This window comes from Dictyobacter alpinus (assembly GCF_003967575.1).
GTDB lineage: Bacteria > Chloroflexota > Ktedonobacteria > Ktedonobacterales > Ktedonobacteraceae > Dictyobacter > Dictyobacter alpinus.
Genome location: NZ_BIFT01000001.1, coordinates 5,424,779 through 5,441,560, shown reverse-complemented (window position 1 = coordinate 5,441,560; position 16,782 = coordinate 5,424,779). Strand labels below are relative to the sequence as shown.

Sequence of the window (16,782 nt, the reverse complement as noted above, 5' to 3'; positions counted from 1 at the left end):
AGTTCTTTTTCGTAATAATAGTTGTTTTAATACCATTGACCTGAAGCACATCTATGCCTGGGTGAAAGAAAATAACCCACGTGTCTTCACCAAAGAGAGTCAAATTAATGAAAAAATATGTTATATATTATTATATAGTAACGAGCAAATGTTAGATACTATTATTACTAAGCCTTTAACCCAGATAGAACAGTATTTGTTTTATAAATAGTAGAAAGTATACTTTATTGTGTTGAGAAAAAGGGCAGAGTCCATCAAGGACATTTTAAGGAAACATCATCCGCTTGCTACTAAAAATCTCAATCTCCAAAAACCATTACTCGAAAGGATCAATAGCTTATGAAATATGAAGAGATGACCCCGGCGGAGTTTCTCCAGGCCATCGCACTCATGCCAGTCTTTTTTGTCCCTACCGGACTTCTGGAATGGCACGGAGATCACCTCCCGCTGGGCCTGGATGCACTGAAAGCACATAGTTTATGCCTACAAACGGCAGACAAACTTGGCGGTGGCATTGTGCTCCCTCCAAACTATTATGGTCGGCCCGGTTTCTCACGTGCCACGGGCACTTTGACGTTTTCAGAAGCCTGTATGGATTTACTTTTTAGCGAATTGTTTGAGCAGCTAACAAAGGTCGGAGCGAAGGTTATCGTTCTGCTCACGGGCCACTACGGGCCGTTGCAAGTCAATTTTGTGAAGCGTGTGGCCGAGTACTTTATGGCGGAACATCCTGCAACCACGATTATTGCACAACCGGAGTATGAGGGCGTTACCATTGATGGTGAGACACCAGCCGACCACGCCGGGAAGTGGGAAACCTCTCTTTTCTGGCACTTCTATCCTGATCTCACCCACATGGAGCGCTTTGAATCACACACCCCCAGAATCAGCTACCCCGATCCCCCCAACGACTACTATAAAGAATCAGAGGAATGGGAGTGGCAAGATTTGCCCCGGGTAGCTTCGCAAAAATTAGGGCAAAGAGCCGCCGAGATCATCACCGATCACCTGGCTGAGCGCATACGTACAGCCTTAGCTGCTGTCTAAATAGTTCTTTGATGAGCGTTTGCATGTAATCGAACCACTCTCCGTGCTTCTACTTCTAACTTTTTCCTATTCCACCTGGAAGGACGGAGACCTTTGAGTGCAAAATCGGTCAACCTTTCAGTTAATTTACCAATACTATAGGCGCATGGGCTGCTCTACTTTTGTATGCTTGCAGCTCGCTTCGTTTGAATGACGCCTATAGCGACCACAACACTGAGGATGGCCAGGATGGCGCAGGCGATCAGGGCATATTGTAGTCCTGAGGTCAGGGCAACTTTATTACTGGCACCAGACTGCAGCAGGGATGCCGTACGGGCGGTTGTGATGGCGGTGATGATAGCAATAGCCAGACCAGAGCCAACCTGCTGCATGGTGTTGAGGAGTCCTGATGCCAACCCCTGTTCCTCATTGCTCACACTGGCCGTAGCTGCGATGGTCATGGCGGCAAAGGTTGGTCCCATACCGAGTCCAACGAGCAGCAAGCCAGGTAAAAGGGTCAGGTAGCCGCTATCAGGACGAATGAAAGCCAGCAACAGCAGCCCACCGGCAACGATGGTCATGCCCATAATGAAAATGGGACGTACACCGAGGCGCGTGATCAGGCGTGAGCCAATATTGGTTGTGAGAATGAGCAGGAGCGCGATGGGCAGGAAGGCGAGTCCAGTCAGGAGCGGGGAGTAGCCAAGGACTTCTTGCAGATAGAGTGTCAGGATGAACATCAGTGCTCCAAAGCTACCAGGGGCTAGCATGGCGATCAGGTCGGCGGCTACGAGCGTGCGTATGCGGAAGATGCTAAGTCGAATCAAGGGCGCTGCCAGGCGGCTCTCAATGAAAACGAAGAGTATGAGTAAAAGCAACGCAGTAGCCAGGAGCCCGAGAGTCTGGAATGAGAACCAGCCAGCGCGATTTCCTTCTGTCAGTGCATAGACAAGGATGCTCAGGGCCAGTGTCACGATAACCGCTCCACCGATATCAAGCTGGCGTGGTCCAGTGGAAACTCTCTTCTCGCGCAATAGCAAGGGAGCCAGTATTAACACCAGCAGACCAAGGGGAACGTTAACAAACATGACCCAGCGCCAGCCAGGACCGGCGGTCAGTAGTCCACCGAGAATCACGCCAGCAGTAAAACCTGTCGATGCGACGGCTCCAGCCACGCCAAGTGCAATATTGCGCTCTTCCCCTTCCGCGAAGGTTGTGGTTATCAGTGAGAGCGAGATAGGCGCCACAAAAGCAGCGCCACTGCCCTGCAATGCCCGGGCAGTAATCAGCCAGGTAGGAGATGACGCGAGTCCACCCGCCAGAGAAGCCAGCGAGAAAATGATCAGGCCCCCAATCAAGAGCCACAAACGACCAAATAGATCACCTGCGCGACCACCCAGCAGCAGTAGCCCACCAAAAGTAAGCGAATAGGCACTGATCACCCACTGCAACTGCTGCGTGGAAAATCCCAGATCGTGTTGGATGGAAGGTAAAGCCACATTGACAATCGAGAAATCAAGTACCACCATGAACTGGGCCGTACAAAGCAAGGCCAGAATCAGCCAGCGATTGCTCATGAGCCTGGAATTGAAATGACGCTCTTGACTGTTGCTACTACGAGCTTGCATATGCTACTCCTGAAGATTTCCGCCCTTTCCGGGCTGTATTATTACATAGTCGACTAAGTATTTTAGTAAAAAAAAGAGTAGTGCGCCAGCAGCATTAACCTGCCAGGAAATGACTCCACTACAGCAGATTTGTACGTACCTGCTGGAGCAGGCGCCGCAAAAGTACCTGCTCCGCCATCGTAAGACCTGCCAGGGTCTGATGTTCAAGCTCCTCCCAGATAGCGCGTATACGAGATTCCAGCTCACGCCCTTTTTGTGTCAGATAGATACGCGAGATGCGAGCATCCTGTAGATCCTGGCGCCGCTCGATAAAGCCCGCTTTCTCCATGCGCCTGAGCATTACACTCATCGTGGATTGCTCGACCTTCATGCGCTCCGCCAGAAGCGATTGGGAGAGCCCTTCCTGTTCCCATAACTGAAGCAAAATCAACTCCTGGCTCGGTCGCAAACCAAGTAGGCCCAACTCTTTCTCTGCCCTCAAGTGATGAGCCCGAAATGCCTGTATCAGTTCATAGCCAATGTAACCTTGAATCGGTTCCATGTTCTCTCCAAATTACTTAGTCGACTATATAGTATCCCCAGGAAAGGTCATCTGTCAAGAAGAAAAGAAATCGGCGTGATTTTACCTGCCTCCAGGCCATTTTTGTGGAGCGCATCCATCCCGGCATCATTGCCGTTTCTTGAGCCATCCTCCAAGGAGGCTTGAGAGCAGGAAGAGGCTTAGCTCGATCGTCGGCCCCACTAGATTGGTTATCAGACCAAATATGCCTCAACATTCAACCAATCTGACGAAACACACAATTGGCATCAGGCGTGGAGCCAGCGGTCGTACCAGCGGCGAACGCGCTTGAGCAGGTCGATCTGGTGCGCTCTTTCGCCGATACTATGTGGCTCACGCGGGTAGAGGACCATTTCGGTCGGGACCTGATAGTGACGCAGGGCGCGGTGAAAGCCGGTGGCCTGACTGACAGGGACACGCTCATCGTTCTCGCCATGCAGGATCAGGACTGGTGTTTTGACCTGGCTGGCAAAGGTAATCGGACTCAGCTCTCGGTGACGCTGGGCCTCCAGACCATCCCACGGCGCGGTCCGGCCCAGTTCTTGCTCGAAGGCTGGCAGGTCGCTCGTCTGGACCATCAGGCCCCAATCGGAGACACCGGCTCCCATAATGGCGGCTTTGAAGCGGCTACTCTGGGTGACGGCCCAGGCCGACATAAAGCCTCCCTGGCTCCAACCTCCGATGCCCAGACGGTCTGGATCGGCGATGCCACGCTCGATGGCAGCGTCTACGGCGGCCATAACGTCTCCATAATCAGCCTTGCCAACCTCACCCCGGGCGGCGGCGGCAAACTCTTCCCCGTGTCCGGATCCGCCACGCGGATTAGGCATGAGCACCGCATAGCCTGCCAGGGCCAGCCATTGCGCCCAGTTTCCCCAGGAAAGATTAAAGCCCGCGCCCCAATTTCCGTACGGTCCACCATGCACCAGGACAACCGTGGGAAGCCGCTCTCCCTCACCAGCCGTAGAGGGTCGTAGTAAGAGTCCATCTAGTTTCCAGCCATCGGGGGCGGTCCAGTAAAAGGCTTCTTGCTGCACAAACGGGATGCCCGCCAGCTCTTGATGATGTTTGGAAAGCTGGCGCAGCTCGCTCAGTGGCTCATTGGCGCTAGCGATGCCCGCCCACACCTCGGCGGGCTGTGTGCTGGTGGCATGAGCAAGGGCCACCACGATCCGACCATCCTTCAGACGACGTGCATCATGCGCGCCAAAAGTCACATTTGACTGCTCGTCTGGAAAAATTCTGCTCAGCTCACCATTCTGGCCATCCAGGCGATACAGGTGCATGGCAAGCCCATCGACGACCGCGATGGCTGCCTGCTGCTGATAGTGGAGCGAGTGCAAATAATAGACACAGTTGCTCTCGCCGCCTGCCACCTTGCGAGGCTCACCACCCTCGGCATCGACACAATAGACGACCATCGATGACTGGGCATGTCCGCTGGCGGAACTGATGAAGAAGAGCACCTTACCATCCTCAGACCAGGTGAGGTCGCTTACCATGCCTGACCAGCGGCAGATAACCTGTGGCTCTCCACCGGCCACAGGGATGCGCTCAATGACATGTTCCAGGGTCATAGATTCCAGTTCAGGGGTCAGCCAGGTAACATACGCTAGCTCGGTTCCCTGTGGATGCCAGGCAAAATTAGCTACGTGTCGTTCCTGACTCACGATGGTCTCAACCTCGTTCGAGGCCAACGAGAGCAGGCGCAGGCGCGCATACTTTATATTCTCTCCATACACATGCGCATCATCGCGCTCTTTCTCGCGCCGCTCATCTTCCTCGCTCAACTCATCGGCGCTGCTGAAGGCAATCTGTCCACCACCCGGCGACCAGGCGAACTTATTTACGGCCTGCTCGCTCTCTTTATCACCCAGCAAGCGCGCCTCGCCACCATCAATCGGCAACACATACAACCGGGCCGTACCCCGTTTGGCCCGATCTGAGAGGAAGGCCAACTGCCGTCCATCAGGCGACCACCGCGGACTACTATCCCTGCTCTCGCCATGAGTAAACTGCCGGGGCGCTAGAGAACCATCCACGGACGCCACCCACAACGCGCTCACGCCATGTTCATCCTTCTTGCCATTTGTCCTTAATACATAAGCAACCTGACTACCATCAGCCGAAAGGTGCAGATCACCGGGAACAGCAATATCGACAACTTGCTCAGCGCTCAACTCAGACATACGAAAATCCTTATCTACTGCAGTATCTATTCCCTATCGCGTAAAAGCACATTATACAACAAAAAGAAGGTAAAACTAACCAGCCGGAATATACGCGACAGTGAGGGTCATGCGGAGAAACGTTGACGTGCGCGGCCTTTCGATGGTACGCTTGAGCATGTTCCTGCCAGCAATGGAGTGCATGGCGAACTACCTATTGGAGGATTTGTTTTTATGGCTTCACCATCGATCATTGTCCGTCCACTCACGACTCTGGAGGAGGTTGTACAACTATTTTTATGGGCCGATCAGGCTTTTTCGCAGCAACCAGATCCAGTGAGAGCACAGAACCGAGGACAAACGGCCTTCACAAAGCCGAATGTGTTATCACGACAGTTGCGTGGAGCCTTTCGCGATAACAAGCAGCTTGGTAGCTATGCGCTCTATAGCTGGACGCTGCGTATGGGCGCGGCCCGCATCCCTACGGCCTGTATCGGTATGGTTGTGGTCGATCCGGAGGCGCGCAAACAGGGTATCGCCAGCACGCTCATGCATGACGCGATACAGCTAGCGAGCGAGCAAGGAGAGAGCCTGTTATTGCTCGATGGTATCCCTGATTTTTATTATCGCTATGGCTATACCGATGTCTTTGATGTGACCAGATATGACATCAATCGCGCAGCTATTCTGGCTCTAGCGGGCAGTTCGCATACAGTACGGCCTGCAACGCCCGAGGATGCGCCGGCGCTTCGGGGCCTGTATGAGCGCCGGCTCGGTGGCTATACGGCCAGCTTTGAACGCTCACAGGAGAAGCAGGAAAATCTACTGAGTGACCGTTTCCGCGCAAACACGGTCCTGCTCGCGCTCTCACCTGAGCAGGCGGTTGAAGGCTATCTTATGGTCTCTCAGCCACCAGACCTGACACAAGCGCTAGAATTGGCAGCCGACAACTGGCCCGCCCAGGTTGCGTTGATGCAGGCCCACGTACAACTCACAAATGGGCCAGAGGCTCCCGCAACCCACACCTACTACTTGCCACCTACTTCGGCTGAACTGTATCGCATCATTGATCATCTTGAAGTCCCGGATACCTCGAACTGGGAAAATCCTGCCGAAGAATGGGGAGTACGTGCCTCTCAGTTCCACCATCGCCATGCGGGCTGGCTGGCACGCTTCACCCGGCTACCACTGCTTTTCAACGCCATGCTACCAGAACTTGAGGCACGCTGGCAACGCTCGCTGGCCCACTGGTCAGGCGAACTACAATTCATTATCGAAAATGAACGCGTGACCCTGGCTATCAATGGTGCCACCCTGGAACTGGTCGAGACAGCGGGACCAACGGCGCTCACGTTCCAATGCTCACCACAAAGCTTCACCCAACTCATCTTCGGCTACCGTCCAGCCTCCTGGCTACTCGCACAGCAGCCCCAAACCCTGCCTGCTGAAGCCTTAGCTATACTCACACAACTCTTCCCCACCGAACACACCTGGATCAGCTTTACCGACTCATTTTAATATGCCAATGTATTGTCCCTCCGCCCTTCTCTTCGAAGGGCGGAGGGACAATACATTGGCGCCGATGCGCTCACTCCCATTGAGCCACTCTCCCCACGTAACGGCAGGGCTTGCCCCCAATACTTTCAACTTAAGCACTTTTTGTGTCCGGGAGAGATGCGTCCTGCGTTCCCATCTCCCGGACATGAATGACAACAAAAGAGAGATAGGTGTCCGTTTTTTCGAAGGGAGCTGGCGCTGGCTTCCCTCGTTTTTTTGGCTTGTGTTTGTTATAGACCTGTTTGATTTCTCTTCGATTGTTCCGCAATATGGGGGCAGGCAAGACATGCGTACTCATCTCTTGTATCATTCGATCGAGGAGCGGTTCGCGATGCTGCTGACTCCATGTTGCGACCCGCTCGACCCGCAGGCGCAACTCCTCTAATGCGTGCTTACAACTCAACCTGCAGGGATCAATGCCTGCCTGCTCTCCCGCTTTGACCATCCAAAATCGCAGATTGTAATGAGCCAGCAGCAGAGCATACACTTCTTGCTTGACCCCGTCGGGCTTTTTCGCACGCAGCACTTTGACCTGCTCATGCAACACACTTTTGAGTTCTCGGATCATGAGCTCCACCTCCCAGCGTTGCTGATAGAGCTCGATGAGCTCATGAGATGGAGACGCTTTCTCATCTAACAACGTGGTGACCAGCCGATAGAGGCGTCCTGGCTTCCCGAGGCGCTCATCGGTGAGGGTGTATTCGATCACTCGCACGGTCTGTTTCTCTGTGGCGCGATACGTGGCTTTGCGATTGGGGTTGAGGATCGCCAGGTAGCTTCCATCAGAAAGCTCGGTATGCCGATGGCGTAAGCTCGTACGGGAAAGCCCACAGAGCACATGCGCATTCTTTTCTCTGGCCTCTTGTGCTAACATCCCACTGAAGATGCCACAATCGCCGAGCACGAGCATCCCTTGCACCACCGATCGCATGACCTCACGCACTCCATGCGCTTCAGCCCAATGGTAACCTCCTAATGCAGCAGCGATGACGGCATGACTGGCACATTCCATGAGCATCACGGCACGCACCTGAGGATAGGCTCCTTTGCCGTATTGGTTGCTTGATCGACCGAAGGCCGCATCATTGGCTGGGGTATCAGCAACATTGAAGAGCGTGCCATCAATGGCCATCACCCGTAATCCCTGGTAAAAGGCGCTCGGGGTTGTGAGGGCATCACCCAGCGGGCGGCAAGCACGCTCCAGCAATTGGCGAAAGGGATCAGATCCTAAGCGTGCACGTTGTGCGGCTAAGGCTTGAGCCGACATATGGTGCTCACGCATGGTGGGATGCAGATCCATCAGCCCATCGACAAGCTTTTTCCAGACCTGTTGCTGGCAAGAGCGACGCCAGTAAGAACAACAACATTGGAAGAGGATGATGCTCAGGCGCGTACACTGACGCACACGCCGAGGTCGACGCTTGGTCTGCTGGTGGGAAGGCACGCCAAAGATATCAGCAATGAGCGTGGCAGGGAAACAGGCCTCGAAAACATTCATATCAATCAAGGCGCAGATCTTGTCATTGGGGCCCACATGGCGTAAGCTAGGCATGAAGAAGTTCCTTTCATCAAAAAACAGGACGTAGATTCTTCTGTCTATGACGAAGTGAGAACTTCTTTTTCTCATCAATCCCTCTTTTTTCTCATGCTTAAGTTGAAAGTATTGGGGCTTGCCCCTGCTGCCCGTCCACGTACGAAATATCTCCTAAACACGTATTCGTGCAAAAGCAATCATATCCAGGCACGTGCTGCGTATTGCTTGTGCATGGTCGTACATCTACAGGTTGCAGGTACAAGATCTGCCGCTACGTTGTCTTATTCACCAAGCAATGCTTAAGCTAATAAAATCATCCCTGATGTACCTTTACATCTACCACTTGCCAGCGACCCCGCACAAGGCCCTGCCACTCCAGCGTGATCAGCGCAGTACAGGTAGCACCCCGACCGCCAACCTAATACATAACCGGATATGTGACCATTCCATCTCCCCATTGCGGATCTTTTAACCAGTAATAATCAACTTTAACATTCAGTACAATATTATCACCATATGACTTATCGGCGACTCCACAGGCTGGCACCGGCGTTACAGGAGTGTATATACCGTTATTGCTGACCAGATTCCAATCCTGGATTACCAGAACTGGCTGTCTGGTATAGGCAAATCCGAGTCCACCTGCTATCATTGTGGCGATCAGCGCACCAATTAGTGCCAGACGCCACCAGACAAGCTCCAGTGAGAACCTGGCAAACATCTGTTTTCCACCCATCACCACGTAGGTTTTTGCCCAGCGATCCCCTAGCCGTTGATAGTTAGGAGAGAAGCGTGCCGCGATAATCCCAACGATATACAAACCAGGCCAGGCATCAATCAAGCGTGCCAGATTCCGTATCAATGCGGCCTTGATAGATATGGGACGGCCATGGATATCTACAACCTGTAGACCCATGGTAGCTTTGCCCAGGGTGGTGCTAAATAGTGCCTCCTGCACAAAAAAATACGCCACCACAATCGCTACCAACCATATATGGTCAACCACCGGTACGAACGAAGCACCATAACCCCAGCCCACACCATACACAACATCATGGCTACTGTGAGTATCTGGCATATAACCAAAAACATTATCCACCCACCATTGAATATAGGAAATCAAAGCGATATCAATGATGCCGGCTCCAAGCCTGCGTAGCTGGATATACTTGCCCAGGTCTATTTGCTTTGCGGACGATGAGGATGATACATTTGTGGACATTGCTGGCTTCCTTCCAAATAACCATGACCATGACATCCATTACGGAGAAAACATGTGTATCTATCAATAAAAATACTCTTACTCATTATAGACAGACGTAAGTATAGCACACTTATCAAAAGATTTGAAAGTATTTATTGTATAAGCAGTATGTATATGTGTCGCCATCTCAAAAAAAGAGGCTATGCTCTTTTAAAGAACATGGCCTCTTTGGAAGGATTTTCCGCGATAAGGAGAGGATATGTTATTTATTCATATCCGCCAGCTCTGCTTGTACGCACTTACAGACGGCCGTGACAAATCTTCTGAGTTTGTAGTAATGGCCCGTCGCCATTTCACGGTGTACCATCGCAGAGACCTGCGCCATCATGGTGTTCATTTCGGCCATCGGTGAGTAGCCACCGCTACCGTTGACGTTCTCCAGATCGTCATCTGTTAATTCAACTATAAATGCATCTTCTTCAATGGAATAAGGACTGGCGATGATCATCTTTTTACTCATCTTGCAAGTTACCCTTACCTTTCAACCAAAGTTCAGCCGCAACAATCAGGCTCTGCCTGGTTTGAAAACTATCGACAGCATTAGTAGTAACCTAAAAACGATTTATAGTCAAGTCAGCATTTCAAAGCTATCTGCAAAATTCTGATCAATCCTCATGCATATACAGTTTTTCTCCTCTATCTATAATCAACAGGCAGAAGTATACACACGGCATCCTGGATCAGACGGAGATGATCTCCATATATCCCTCTATCCAGGATCACCTCATGGCTCTGCACCCACGCCGGGGCAGGTGTGGCGCCTTATCACTATCTCAAAGGCAGCTCAATGCGACAGGTAAAGTTCCATATCTCGAGCATTGCACATGTTTAATGGGTTTCTGCCATTTTGCAGTCAAATTAAAAAATTCAAGAAATAAAAATATATATTCTACTTTATATACAAATACTATTTTACTTGAATCTATATTGAACAAAAGCAAAGCTATACTTGATTATACTGCTGCGCCAGCGCTATAGACAATCCACGAGTTTTAATAGCCTGATTGTTGTTTGTATTCATATACTGTAAAAAGGATCGCAAAGATGTTGCAAGAGAATCAAAGTAAGTAGATAGCAACACACATTTTTATAGCGATAACATGGTACGATCTAAGGAGGCACGATGAAAAAATTCCCTCAGATCACACTGTCATTCTGGATCATGAAGATTTGCGCCACCACGCTGGGGGAAACAGCCGGTGACCTTTTATCTATGACGATGAATGCGGGCTATGCCTTGAGTTCACTTATTTTGATCGGGCTCTTTTTCATCTCCCTGGTCGCGCAATTACTCTCAAAGCGCTATCATCCATTCCTCTATTGGACCGTCATCCTGTCTACCAGTACAGCTGGCACCACAATGTCTGATTATATGGATCGCACGCTGGGACTCGGCTATGCCAGGGGCTCGCTCATTCTCTGTACCATTCTGCTGATCATCTTTATCGGCTGGCGCCTGAGTAATGCGTCGCTATCGGTGAGCAACATTACCACATTCAGGGTGGAAGTGATCTATTGGACCGCCATCCTCTTTTCAAACACGTTGGGAACCGCCCTCGGAGATTTCCTGGCCAGTGATTCTCACCTCGGCTTCGCTGGCGGTGCCCTCCTGATCGCCAGTCTGTTAGCACTGATCATCTTAGCCACCTTCTTCACCACAATCTCAAAAACCCTCTTGTTCTGGATCGCCTTTGTGCTCACGCGTCCCTTTGGTGCTACCATGGGTGATCTCCTCACCAAAACCAAAGATAAGGGAGGACTCGGCTTTGGCACCATCGGTTCATCTATTATCCTTGCCTCTATCCTCATCCTCTTCATCCTCTTCACACGTCGCTCACTGATCACGCCACCAGAACAGATCAGCGATGAGGAGCCAATCAAAACAGAGCCATAACGACTTCCTGCAGCGTAACATATTTCCTTATCTGAATGAGAACAAAGGTCTTGACTCTCAAGCCGCTTCAGGCTTTATACTTTGGTCATAGCATAAGACTTGAGTTTAGAGGAAGTACAAAAAGACGATGATGCTTAAAATCGGCGAATTCTCCAGGCTGGTCCAGGTTCCAGTTCCGACGTTACGCTACTATGATCAGATTGGTCTGCTCAAACCTGGTGAAGTGGATTGCCTGACCGGATACCGCTACTATTCTCTCGACCAGATCCCACGTCTGCATCGTATCCTGGCACTCAAGGGACTCGGATTCCCGCTGGAGCAGATAGCCGAGGTGCTGGCGACAGGTATCTCGCCAGAACAGATGCGCGGTATGCTGCGCCTGCGCCATGCCCAGATCAGTCAACAACTGGTTGAGGCGCAAAATCAGCTCACCGAAGTTGAGGCACGTCTACAATACATAGAAATGGAGGAACAGGTCTCTCGCTATGATGTCATCTTGAAACACGTTGAGCCGCTACTCGTCGCCTCCGTGCGGGCAATCCTACCCAGCCATAGTGCCAGCGGCTCACTCTTCGCGGAAGTCTATGCGGCCATTGGCGCCCATGTCAGTAAAGCACTTGATCCCATGCCGTCCGAGGGCGGCCAGACACTGGTCATCTGGTACGATAGCGAGTTTAAGGAACAGGATATCGATGGAGCCGCAGCCTTCCGCTTACGCTGCCGCGTTCCGGAACATGGACGCATGCATGTCCATGAGTTACCCGCAGCCATGATGGCATCGACCATCCACCATGGCCCCTATAATACGATTGGACAAGCCCATGAAGCGATCTTGAAGTGGACCAAAGCCAATGGCTATCGGATCGTCGGACCAGATCGCGAGGTCTACCTCTATAATAAACCTCCAATTCGTCGTGATGATGCTTCATACATCACTGAACTTCAATATCCAGTTGAAAAGGTGTAAGTCAACAATTGAGCCACGACTATTCTTATCTATCTATCTTTCGTTGAAGGAGCAACTTAGATGAAAATCACAGAACCAAAAATTGAGCAACGTGCCGCGCAACCCTATATGGGCATTCGTACCCAGGTCACTATGGAGGAATTTGGCCAGGGTGTCATACCACAACTACTGGGTGAGGTGATGGGCTGGTTGAGTTCACAGGGTACAGGTCCAACTGGCGCACCTTTCATACGCTATCACGTCATCAATATGCCATCGCTACTCGATATCGAGCTAGGCTGGCCCGTTGCCAGTCCCCTGACAGGCACGGACCGCATTCACGCGCATACACTGCCGGCCGGCCGCTATGCTTCTTTGATCTTCACCGGGATAGAAAACGGCATACAGGGCAATGGGGCCCTGCTCGATTGGGGACACACACGAGGCCTGAAGTGGGATCAATGGGAGACAGAGCACGGCGATGCCTTTGGCGCACGCGTCGAAACAGAGATCACCAATCCAGCGGATGAGCCCGATCCATCCAAATGGGAGACCGAGGTAGCCATTCGTCTGGCAGACGAGTAGAAGTATTCACCCTTACACATATGGCCAGTATCTTCAGAGCTCGCGTGCTGAAGATACTGGCTTCGCCATTAAACCCGGGCCTCCAATGGCTCTTAATCTTTTTGTGCGAGCAGGAGTGGCGCTACTGGTCCTGTAAAGAGGAAGCGGTGTTCCTGTGGGATGCCTACCTGCTGTGCGAATAGTGCTAGATCTCTGCGTACTACCCGGGCGTTACTAAAGCCGGACTGGATGGCAAGCTGTTGTAGCTCATCGTCTGTATAAAAGTGTAAGCGTGAGGCCATGGGTTCAGGCGCGGCCAGCGTGCCACGGAGCGCTGGATCGCTGCCCAACATGACCAATCGTCCACCTGGCACAAGGACGCGCTGGATCTCCTTCAGGGCGGACAGCGCGTCCGGTAGAAAGCCTAAGACGCCGGTCATGGCTGCGCAGGTAAAGGTCGTAGCGGCGAAGGGGAGCTGGGCCGCATCAGCCTGTTGTATCCGCAGACGGCCTTTCTCGATCGCTTCAGCATTGACCTCCTGGGCCAATCGCACCATATCGACGCTATGATCGATGGCCGCGGCCCGACATCCACTCTTCAGGGCCTCCTTGAGGAGTGCCCCACCGCCACAGCCAATTTCGACCAGATAATCATCGGAACTCAACGCCAACTCTGCCAACAAGGCATAGAAGTTAGGATAATGGTAGAGTGGATCGCGATAGACCTCGCGTGCCTGTGACCCGGTTGGCCGGCGCGCCTGGCGGTCGGTCAACCAATCGCCAAAGGTGACCGGGGCCAGGGCTTTCAACAAAGGGGCCGCCATGGTACTGGCAAACCAGCCGGCCAATTCATCAGGACCACTAATGAACTGGCTACTTCCTTGCTGGGTAAGCGTGATTCGTGTGCCATCGTTGCTAGCGGTAAAACGTATCTCGATCTGTGTGGGCTCCTCCTCATGCCAGCTACTTTGATGCCACTGGAACAGGATTACCTCTCCTGGTACCCAGGAGATTACACGGCCAACCTGAAAGTTTCCTTCGCTAATAGAGCCATCCTTTCCAGGCTCCAGATGCAAGCCGGTTTGTTCCAGAGCGATGGCAAGCTCCTGGCAAAAAACAGTAAAGGCCATCATAGGGGTCAGAGCAAGTTCAATACTGGTCGATACAGTGATACTGGTCGTGCCCATTTTTCTGATCCTTTCTTGTCGCATCCATAACTTGTTGCAGCTACAAGCCATTGTAGGGCAAGAAGGGGGAGCCGTATTGTAAAAAACAGACATGACATGTTCAGCGCGGAAAGGGTACATGATTGAGCTGCTGACCCTGTTGCGTGAGATACATGCCTGGAGTGAGCCCGCAGAAGGCCCGAAAATCATGGATAAAATGCGCCTGATCATAATAGCCACAGCGTAGCGCCAGATCCAGCCAATCCACCGTCTGCTCCCTTCTGAGCTGATGGATGATCTGCTGGAAACGCTGGACACGACAGAATACCTTTGGCGCCATGCCAACCTCATGTTGAAAGAGCCGATTAAAGTGCCTTGAACTTAAGCCGAGCTGTCCGGACAACTCGCTGATAGTCGAGCTTTGTGGTGTACTCAGAAACACATGCAAGGCAAAGCCAATAGCAGGATGGTGCTGAGTAGAGCCTGCAAGACGCTGTAAGAGATAACGTTCCAGGAGCTGGAATTTCAGTAGCGGAGTCATGGCAGCAAGCAGCTGTTCGCGCAGTTCATGCGCGGTCGCGCCCCACAGCAGTTCCAATGAGACACACTGATTATACAGTTCACTGGCCGGTAGCCCCAAAAAAGGGAAAGCGCCACCCGGCTTAAAATTCACCGTCAGCACCGCTGACGTCTGGGTAGCATCAATGACAAAAAACTCAGAATGGGCACCACAGACCATTGCCACCGGAATAGCCTGCTGTAACTCATGCGTCTGCTGATTGAACAGTTTCAGGCCATCGTCATGCAGATTAATCACCAGCTCAGTAGTACCCGTCGGCAACACATGCTCCTTCCCATGCGAAACGTCGTCAGCAGGCTCTGGAACACCATCATAGCCATAAAGCTGAAAGCAATTCACATAATCCGAAAGTGGAGCAGCAGGCACATAGCTACAACTCATCTTTGCCGCCTGCCCTTGATGTTTCATCGACTTAACATCCTTCCTCTATCTAAAAAAATGCCCCTCATAAGCAATAGACGCCCATCAGGCGCGTAACGGCAGGTCTTGCACCTGCAACCAGCTCACGTCCGACCATGCCCATGCCCCCCCAACGTACGATTCGCCCCCTCGACAGAATCATGTTTTAAGCTACCAAACAACGTGGCAAGGAAACAGCGACCATAATCATGAACAGGGCCATTGACGTGGGCGGAGGAGACGGCAACCCGCAAGGGGATTGCCGTCTCCTCGCCACACGAATCGATCGCTTCAACATGATCCTGTCCAGGCAAGATATCCCTACGTGAGATGTCTTGGGCCTTGCGTGTGGCGCCCATTCCACGTACGATCGACTCGCTTCCAGAGTCATTAACGTAAAAGTATTGAGTACAAGCCCGAAGCTGGACGCGCCTCGCCATGCTCACCTCACGATGACCACATATTTGAGGGACATGTCGGTACGTGAACTGGGGCAGGGGCAAGCCCGGCCGTTACGTGGGGAGACGCGCTCAATTACCAGACAAAAACGCCAGATCCTCTCTGAGAATCTTTAATTGGTGCTGGGTATAGCGATTGGCTGGACCCTTTTGTAGGCTGCGCGCTAGTGCCCGTACATTGATCAAGAGACTGTTAAAGCGCAGGCGCTGCTCATAATCTGGCGGCAACGGCATATGCTCCTGGTAGCCTGCAAGCAATCCTGCTAAGACAGTATAGGGAAGCGCTTCACCATCGCGCATATGGAAATGGCCCAGATCATACCAGCGACTGGCACCGCGAATCTCGCCAAAATCGATAATGCCGCTATAGCGGCCATCCTCTTGATAGATGTGGGTTATATCAAAATCTCCATGCGCCAGATAGCTCTCATGATCATCCAGCCAGGAATCATAGTGCACAAGGATCTGCTCAAGCTGGATTATCTCTGCGCTATGGAGGACGTTCCTGGCAAGAAATGTGCGGTATACGTCCCAATCTTCAAGCGCAAAGACGCGATGTGTCGGCCATTGAGCGTGCAAATATGTGTTATCCGGCCGCTCACGTGCAACCCAGCCAAAACCATCCACAGAAACACTATTTATCTGCGCCAGCTCTTGTCCCGCTTCCACAAGAATAGCCTGCATCCGCTGTATATCTAGCGACCCGGACTGGCTGAGCGAGCATCCCTTGATTTCAGTGGTAACCATAACGGACCGTTGTAGCCGCTCATTATAATGCTCAAAATAGACGACCTCCGGCACCCTGACACCCATCTGCCTCAGACGTGTATGTACAGCGACCTCAGGAGCAAAGCTCGTCTGCTCTTCTGGCAACACCCGCAGATAAAAAAGCTCGTTGGCATAGGCAATGCGATACACAAACGTAGAAGAACCTTCCACCATCCGCTCTACCTGTAGCGGCCGCCTGGCAAAGATCTGACCTGCAAGTGCCTCAATATATGCGATATCTATAACTTCCAGTTATTCTTTCCTCCTGCTA

15 protein-coding genes are annotated in these 16,782 nt (G+C 52.0%); 5 read left to right on the top strand and 10 right to left on the bottom strand.

Translation table 11 applies throughout. The features are described 5' to 3' along the window. Positions 1 to 339 precede the first annotated feature (339 nt). Positions 340 to 1,047 (top strand): creatininase family protein, encoded by a 708-nt coding sequence (locus tag EL633_RS21535; protein WP_126629173.1) that lies wholly within the window; start codon positions 340 to 342, stop codon positions 1,045 to 1,047. Positions 1,048 to 1,202: 155 nt separating this feature from the next. Here EL633_RS21535 and EL633_RS21530 read toward each other — a convergent pair whose 3' ends face one another. The 3 genes from EL633_RS21530 to EL633_RS21520 form a co-directional block, all read right to left on the bottom strand. Next, the gene (locus tag EL633_RS21530; protein WP_126629172.1) at positions 1,203 to 2,654 is read right to left on the bottom strand and encodes an MFS transporter; all 1,452 of its coding nucleotides are present in this window, start codon (positions 2,652 to 2,654) and stop codon (positions 1,203 to 1,205) included. A gap of 118 nt (positions 2,655 to 2,772) precedes the next feature. Further along, complete coding sequence (locus EL633_RS21525; RefSeq protein ID WP_126629171.1) at positions 2,773 to 3,195, bottom strand: MarR family winged helix-turn-helix transcriptional regulator; 423 nt, start codon at positions 3,193 to 3,195, stop codon at positions 2,773 to 2,775. A gap of 266 nt (positions 3,196 to 3,461) precedes the next feature. Further along, on the bottom strand, positions 3,462 to 5,402 hold the full coding sequence (locus EL633_RS21520; protein WP_126629170.1) for a S9 family peptidase: 1,941 nt from the start codon (positions 5,400 to 5,402) through the stop codon (positions 3,462 to 3,464). A gap of 213 nt (positions 5,403 to 5,615) precedes the next feature. Here EL633_RS21520 and EL633_RS21515 point away from each other — a divergent pair, with 213 nt between their 5' ends. Beyond that, on the top strand, positions 5,616 to 6,899 hold the full coding sequence (locus tag EL633_RS21515; protein WP_126629169.1) for a GNAT family N-acetyltransferase: 1,284 nt from the start codon (positions 5,616 to 5,618) through the stop codon (positions 6,897 to 6,899). 130 nt (positions 6,900 to 7,029) lie between these two features. Here EL633_RS21515 and EL633_RS21510 read toward each other — a convergent pair whose 3' ends face one another. From EL633_RS21510 to EL633_RS21500, 3 genes are all read right to left on the bottom strand, one after another. Further along, positions 7,030 to 8,490, bottom strand: a complete 1,461-nt coding sequence (locus tag EL633_RS21510; RefSeq protein WP_161982312.1) for an IS4 family transposase — start codon at positions 8,488 to 8,490, stop codon at positions 7,030 to 7,032. A gap of 400 nt (positions 8,491 to 8,890) precedes the next feature. Continuing rightward, entirely contained in the window at positions 8,891 to 9,694 is an 804-nt protein-coding gene (locus tag EL633_RS21505) for an RDD family protein (RefSeq protein WP_161982311.1), read from the bottom strand. A 244-nt stretch (positions 9,695 to 9,938) separates the two neighbouring features. Beyond that, complete coding sequence (locus tag EL633_RS21500) at positions 9,939 to 10,196, bottom strand: hypothetical protein (protein WP_126629166.1); 258 nt, start codon at positions 10,194 to 10,196, stop codon at positions 9,939 to 9,941. 663 nt (positions 10,197 to 10,859) lie between these two features. Between EL633_RS21500 and EL633_RS21495 the strand changes: the two genes are divergently transcribed. From EL633_RS21495 to EL633_RS21485, 3 genes are all read left to right on the top strand, one after another. Further along, the gene (locus tag EL633_RS21495) at positions 10,860 to 11,630 is read left to right on the top strand and encodes a COG4705 family protein (RefSeq protein ID WP_126629165.1); all 771 of its coding nucleotides are present in this window, start codon (positions 10,860 to 10,862) and stop codon (positions 11,628 to 11,630) included. A gap of 127 nt (positions 11,631 to 11,757) precedes the next feature. Further along, complete coding sequence (locus EL633_RS21490) at positions 11,758 to 12,597, top strand: MerR family transcriptional regulator (RefSeq protein ID WP_246039183.1); 840 nt, start codon at positions 11,758 to 11,760, stop codon at positions 12,595 to 12,597. A 60-nt stretch (positions 12,598 to 12,657) separates the two neighbouring features. Continuing rightward, positions 12,658 to 13,161, top strand: a complete 504-nt coding sequence (locus EL633_RS21485) for a GyrI-like domain-containing protein (RefSeq protein ID WP_126629164.1) — start codon at positions 12,658 to 12,660, stop codon at positions 13,159 to 13,161. 92 nt (positions 13,162 to 13,253) lie between these two features. On the opposite strand, the gene EL633_RS21480 is transcribed toward EL633_RS21485, so the two are convergent. From EL633_RS21480 to EL633_RS21465, 4 genes are all read right to left on the bottom strand, one after another. Continuing rightward, positions 13,254 to 14,327 (bottom strand): methyltransferase domain-containing protein, encoded by a 1,074-nt coding sequence (locus EL633_RS21480; RefSeq protein WP_161982310.1) that lies wholly within the window; start codon positions 14,325 to 14,327, stop codon positions 13,254 to 13,256. A gap of 100 nt (positions 14,328 to 14,427) precedes the next feature. Further along, a complete protein-coding gene (locus EL633_RS21475; RefSeq protein ID WP_126629162.1) occupies positions 14,428 to 15,294 on the bottom strand; it encodes a helix-turn-helix domain-containing protein in 867 nt (288 codons plus the stop codon). 95 nt (positions 15,295 to 15,389) lie between these two features. Then, positions 15,390 to 15,725, bottom strand: a complete 336-nt coding sequence (locus EL633_RS21470) for a hypothetical protein (protein WP_126629161.1) — start codon at positions 15,723 to 15,725, stop codon at positions 15,390 to 15,392. A gap of 90 nt (positions 15,726 to 15,815) precedes the next feature. Further along, a complete protein-coding gene (locus tag EL633_RS21465) occupies positions 15,816 to 16,685 on the bottom strand; it encodes a phosphotransferase family protein (RefSeq protein WP_126629160.1) in 870 nt (289 codons plus the stop codon). Between the last annotated feature and the right edge of the window lie 97 nt (positions 16,686 to 16,782).

What these genes read in the sequence shown, in the direction of transcription:
- EL633_RS21470 (WP_126629161.1), bottom strand. Translation starts at nt 15,725, where the DNA reads ATGGCGAGGCGCGTCCAGCTTCGGGCTTGTACTCAATACTTTTACGTT.
- EL633_RS21500 (WP_126629166.1), bottom strand. Translation starts at nt 10,196, where the DNA reads ATGAGTAAAAAGATGATCATCGCCAGTCCTTATTCCATTGAAGAAGAT.
- EL633_RS21505 (WP_161982311.1), bottom strand. Translation starts at nt 9,694, where the DNA reads ATGTCCACAAATGTATCATCCTCATCGTCCGCAAAGCAAATAGACCTG.
- EL633_RS21495 (WP_126629165.1), top strand. Translation starts at nt 10,860, where the DNA reads ATGAAAAAATTCCCTCAGATCACACTGTCATTCTGGATCATGAAGATT.
- EL633_RS21525 (WP_126629171.1), bottom strand. Translation starts at nt 3,195, where the DNA reads ATGGAACCGATTCAAGGTTACATTGGCTATGAACTGATACAGGCATTT.
- EL633_RS21490 (WP_246039183.1), top strand. Translation starts at nt 11,758, where the DNA reads ATGATGCTTAAAATCGGCGAATTCTCCAGGCTGGTCCAGGTTCCAGTT.
- EL633_RS21485 (WP_126629164.1), top strand. Translation starts at nt 12,658, where the DNA reads ATGAAAATCACAGAACCAAAAATTGAGCAACGTGCCGCGCAACCCTAT.
- EL633_RS21520 (WP_126629170.1), bottom strand. Translation starts at nt 5,402, where the DNA reads ATGTCTGAGTTGAGCGCTGAGCAAGTTGTCGATATTGCTGTTCCCGGT.
- EL633_RS21465 (WP_126629160.1), bottom strand. Translation starts at nt 16,685, where the DNA reads ATGGTGGAAGGTTCTTCTACGTTTGTGTATCGCATTGCCTATGCCAAC.
- EL633_RS21530 (WP_126629172.1), bottom strand. Translation starts at nt 2,654, where the DNA reads ATGCAAGCTCGTAGTAGCAACAGTCAAGAGCGTCATTTCAATTCCAGG.
- EL633_RS21480 (WP_161982310.1), bottom strand. Translation starts at nt 14,327, where the DNA reads ATGGGCACGACCAGTATCACTGTATCGACCAGTATTGAACTTGCTCTG.
- EL633_RS21535 (WP_126629173.1), top strand. Translation starts at nt 340, where the DNA reads ATGAAATATGAAGAGATGACCCCGGCGGAGTTTCTCCAGGCCATCGCA.
- EL633_RS21510 (WP_161982312.1), bottom strand. Translation starts at nt 8,490, where the DNA reads ATGCCTAGCTTACGCCATGTGGGCCCCAATGACAAGATCTGCGCCTTG.
- EL633_RS21475 (WP_126629162.1), bottom strand. Translation starts at nt 15,294, where the DNA reads ATGAAACATCAAGGGCAGGCGGCAAAGATGAGTTGTAGCTATGTGCCT.
- EL633_RS21515 (WP_126629169.1), top strand. Translation starts at nt 5,616, where the DNA reads ATGGCTTCACCATCGATCATTGTCCGTCCACTCACGACTCTGGAGGAG.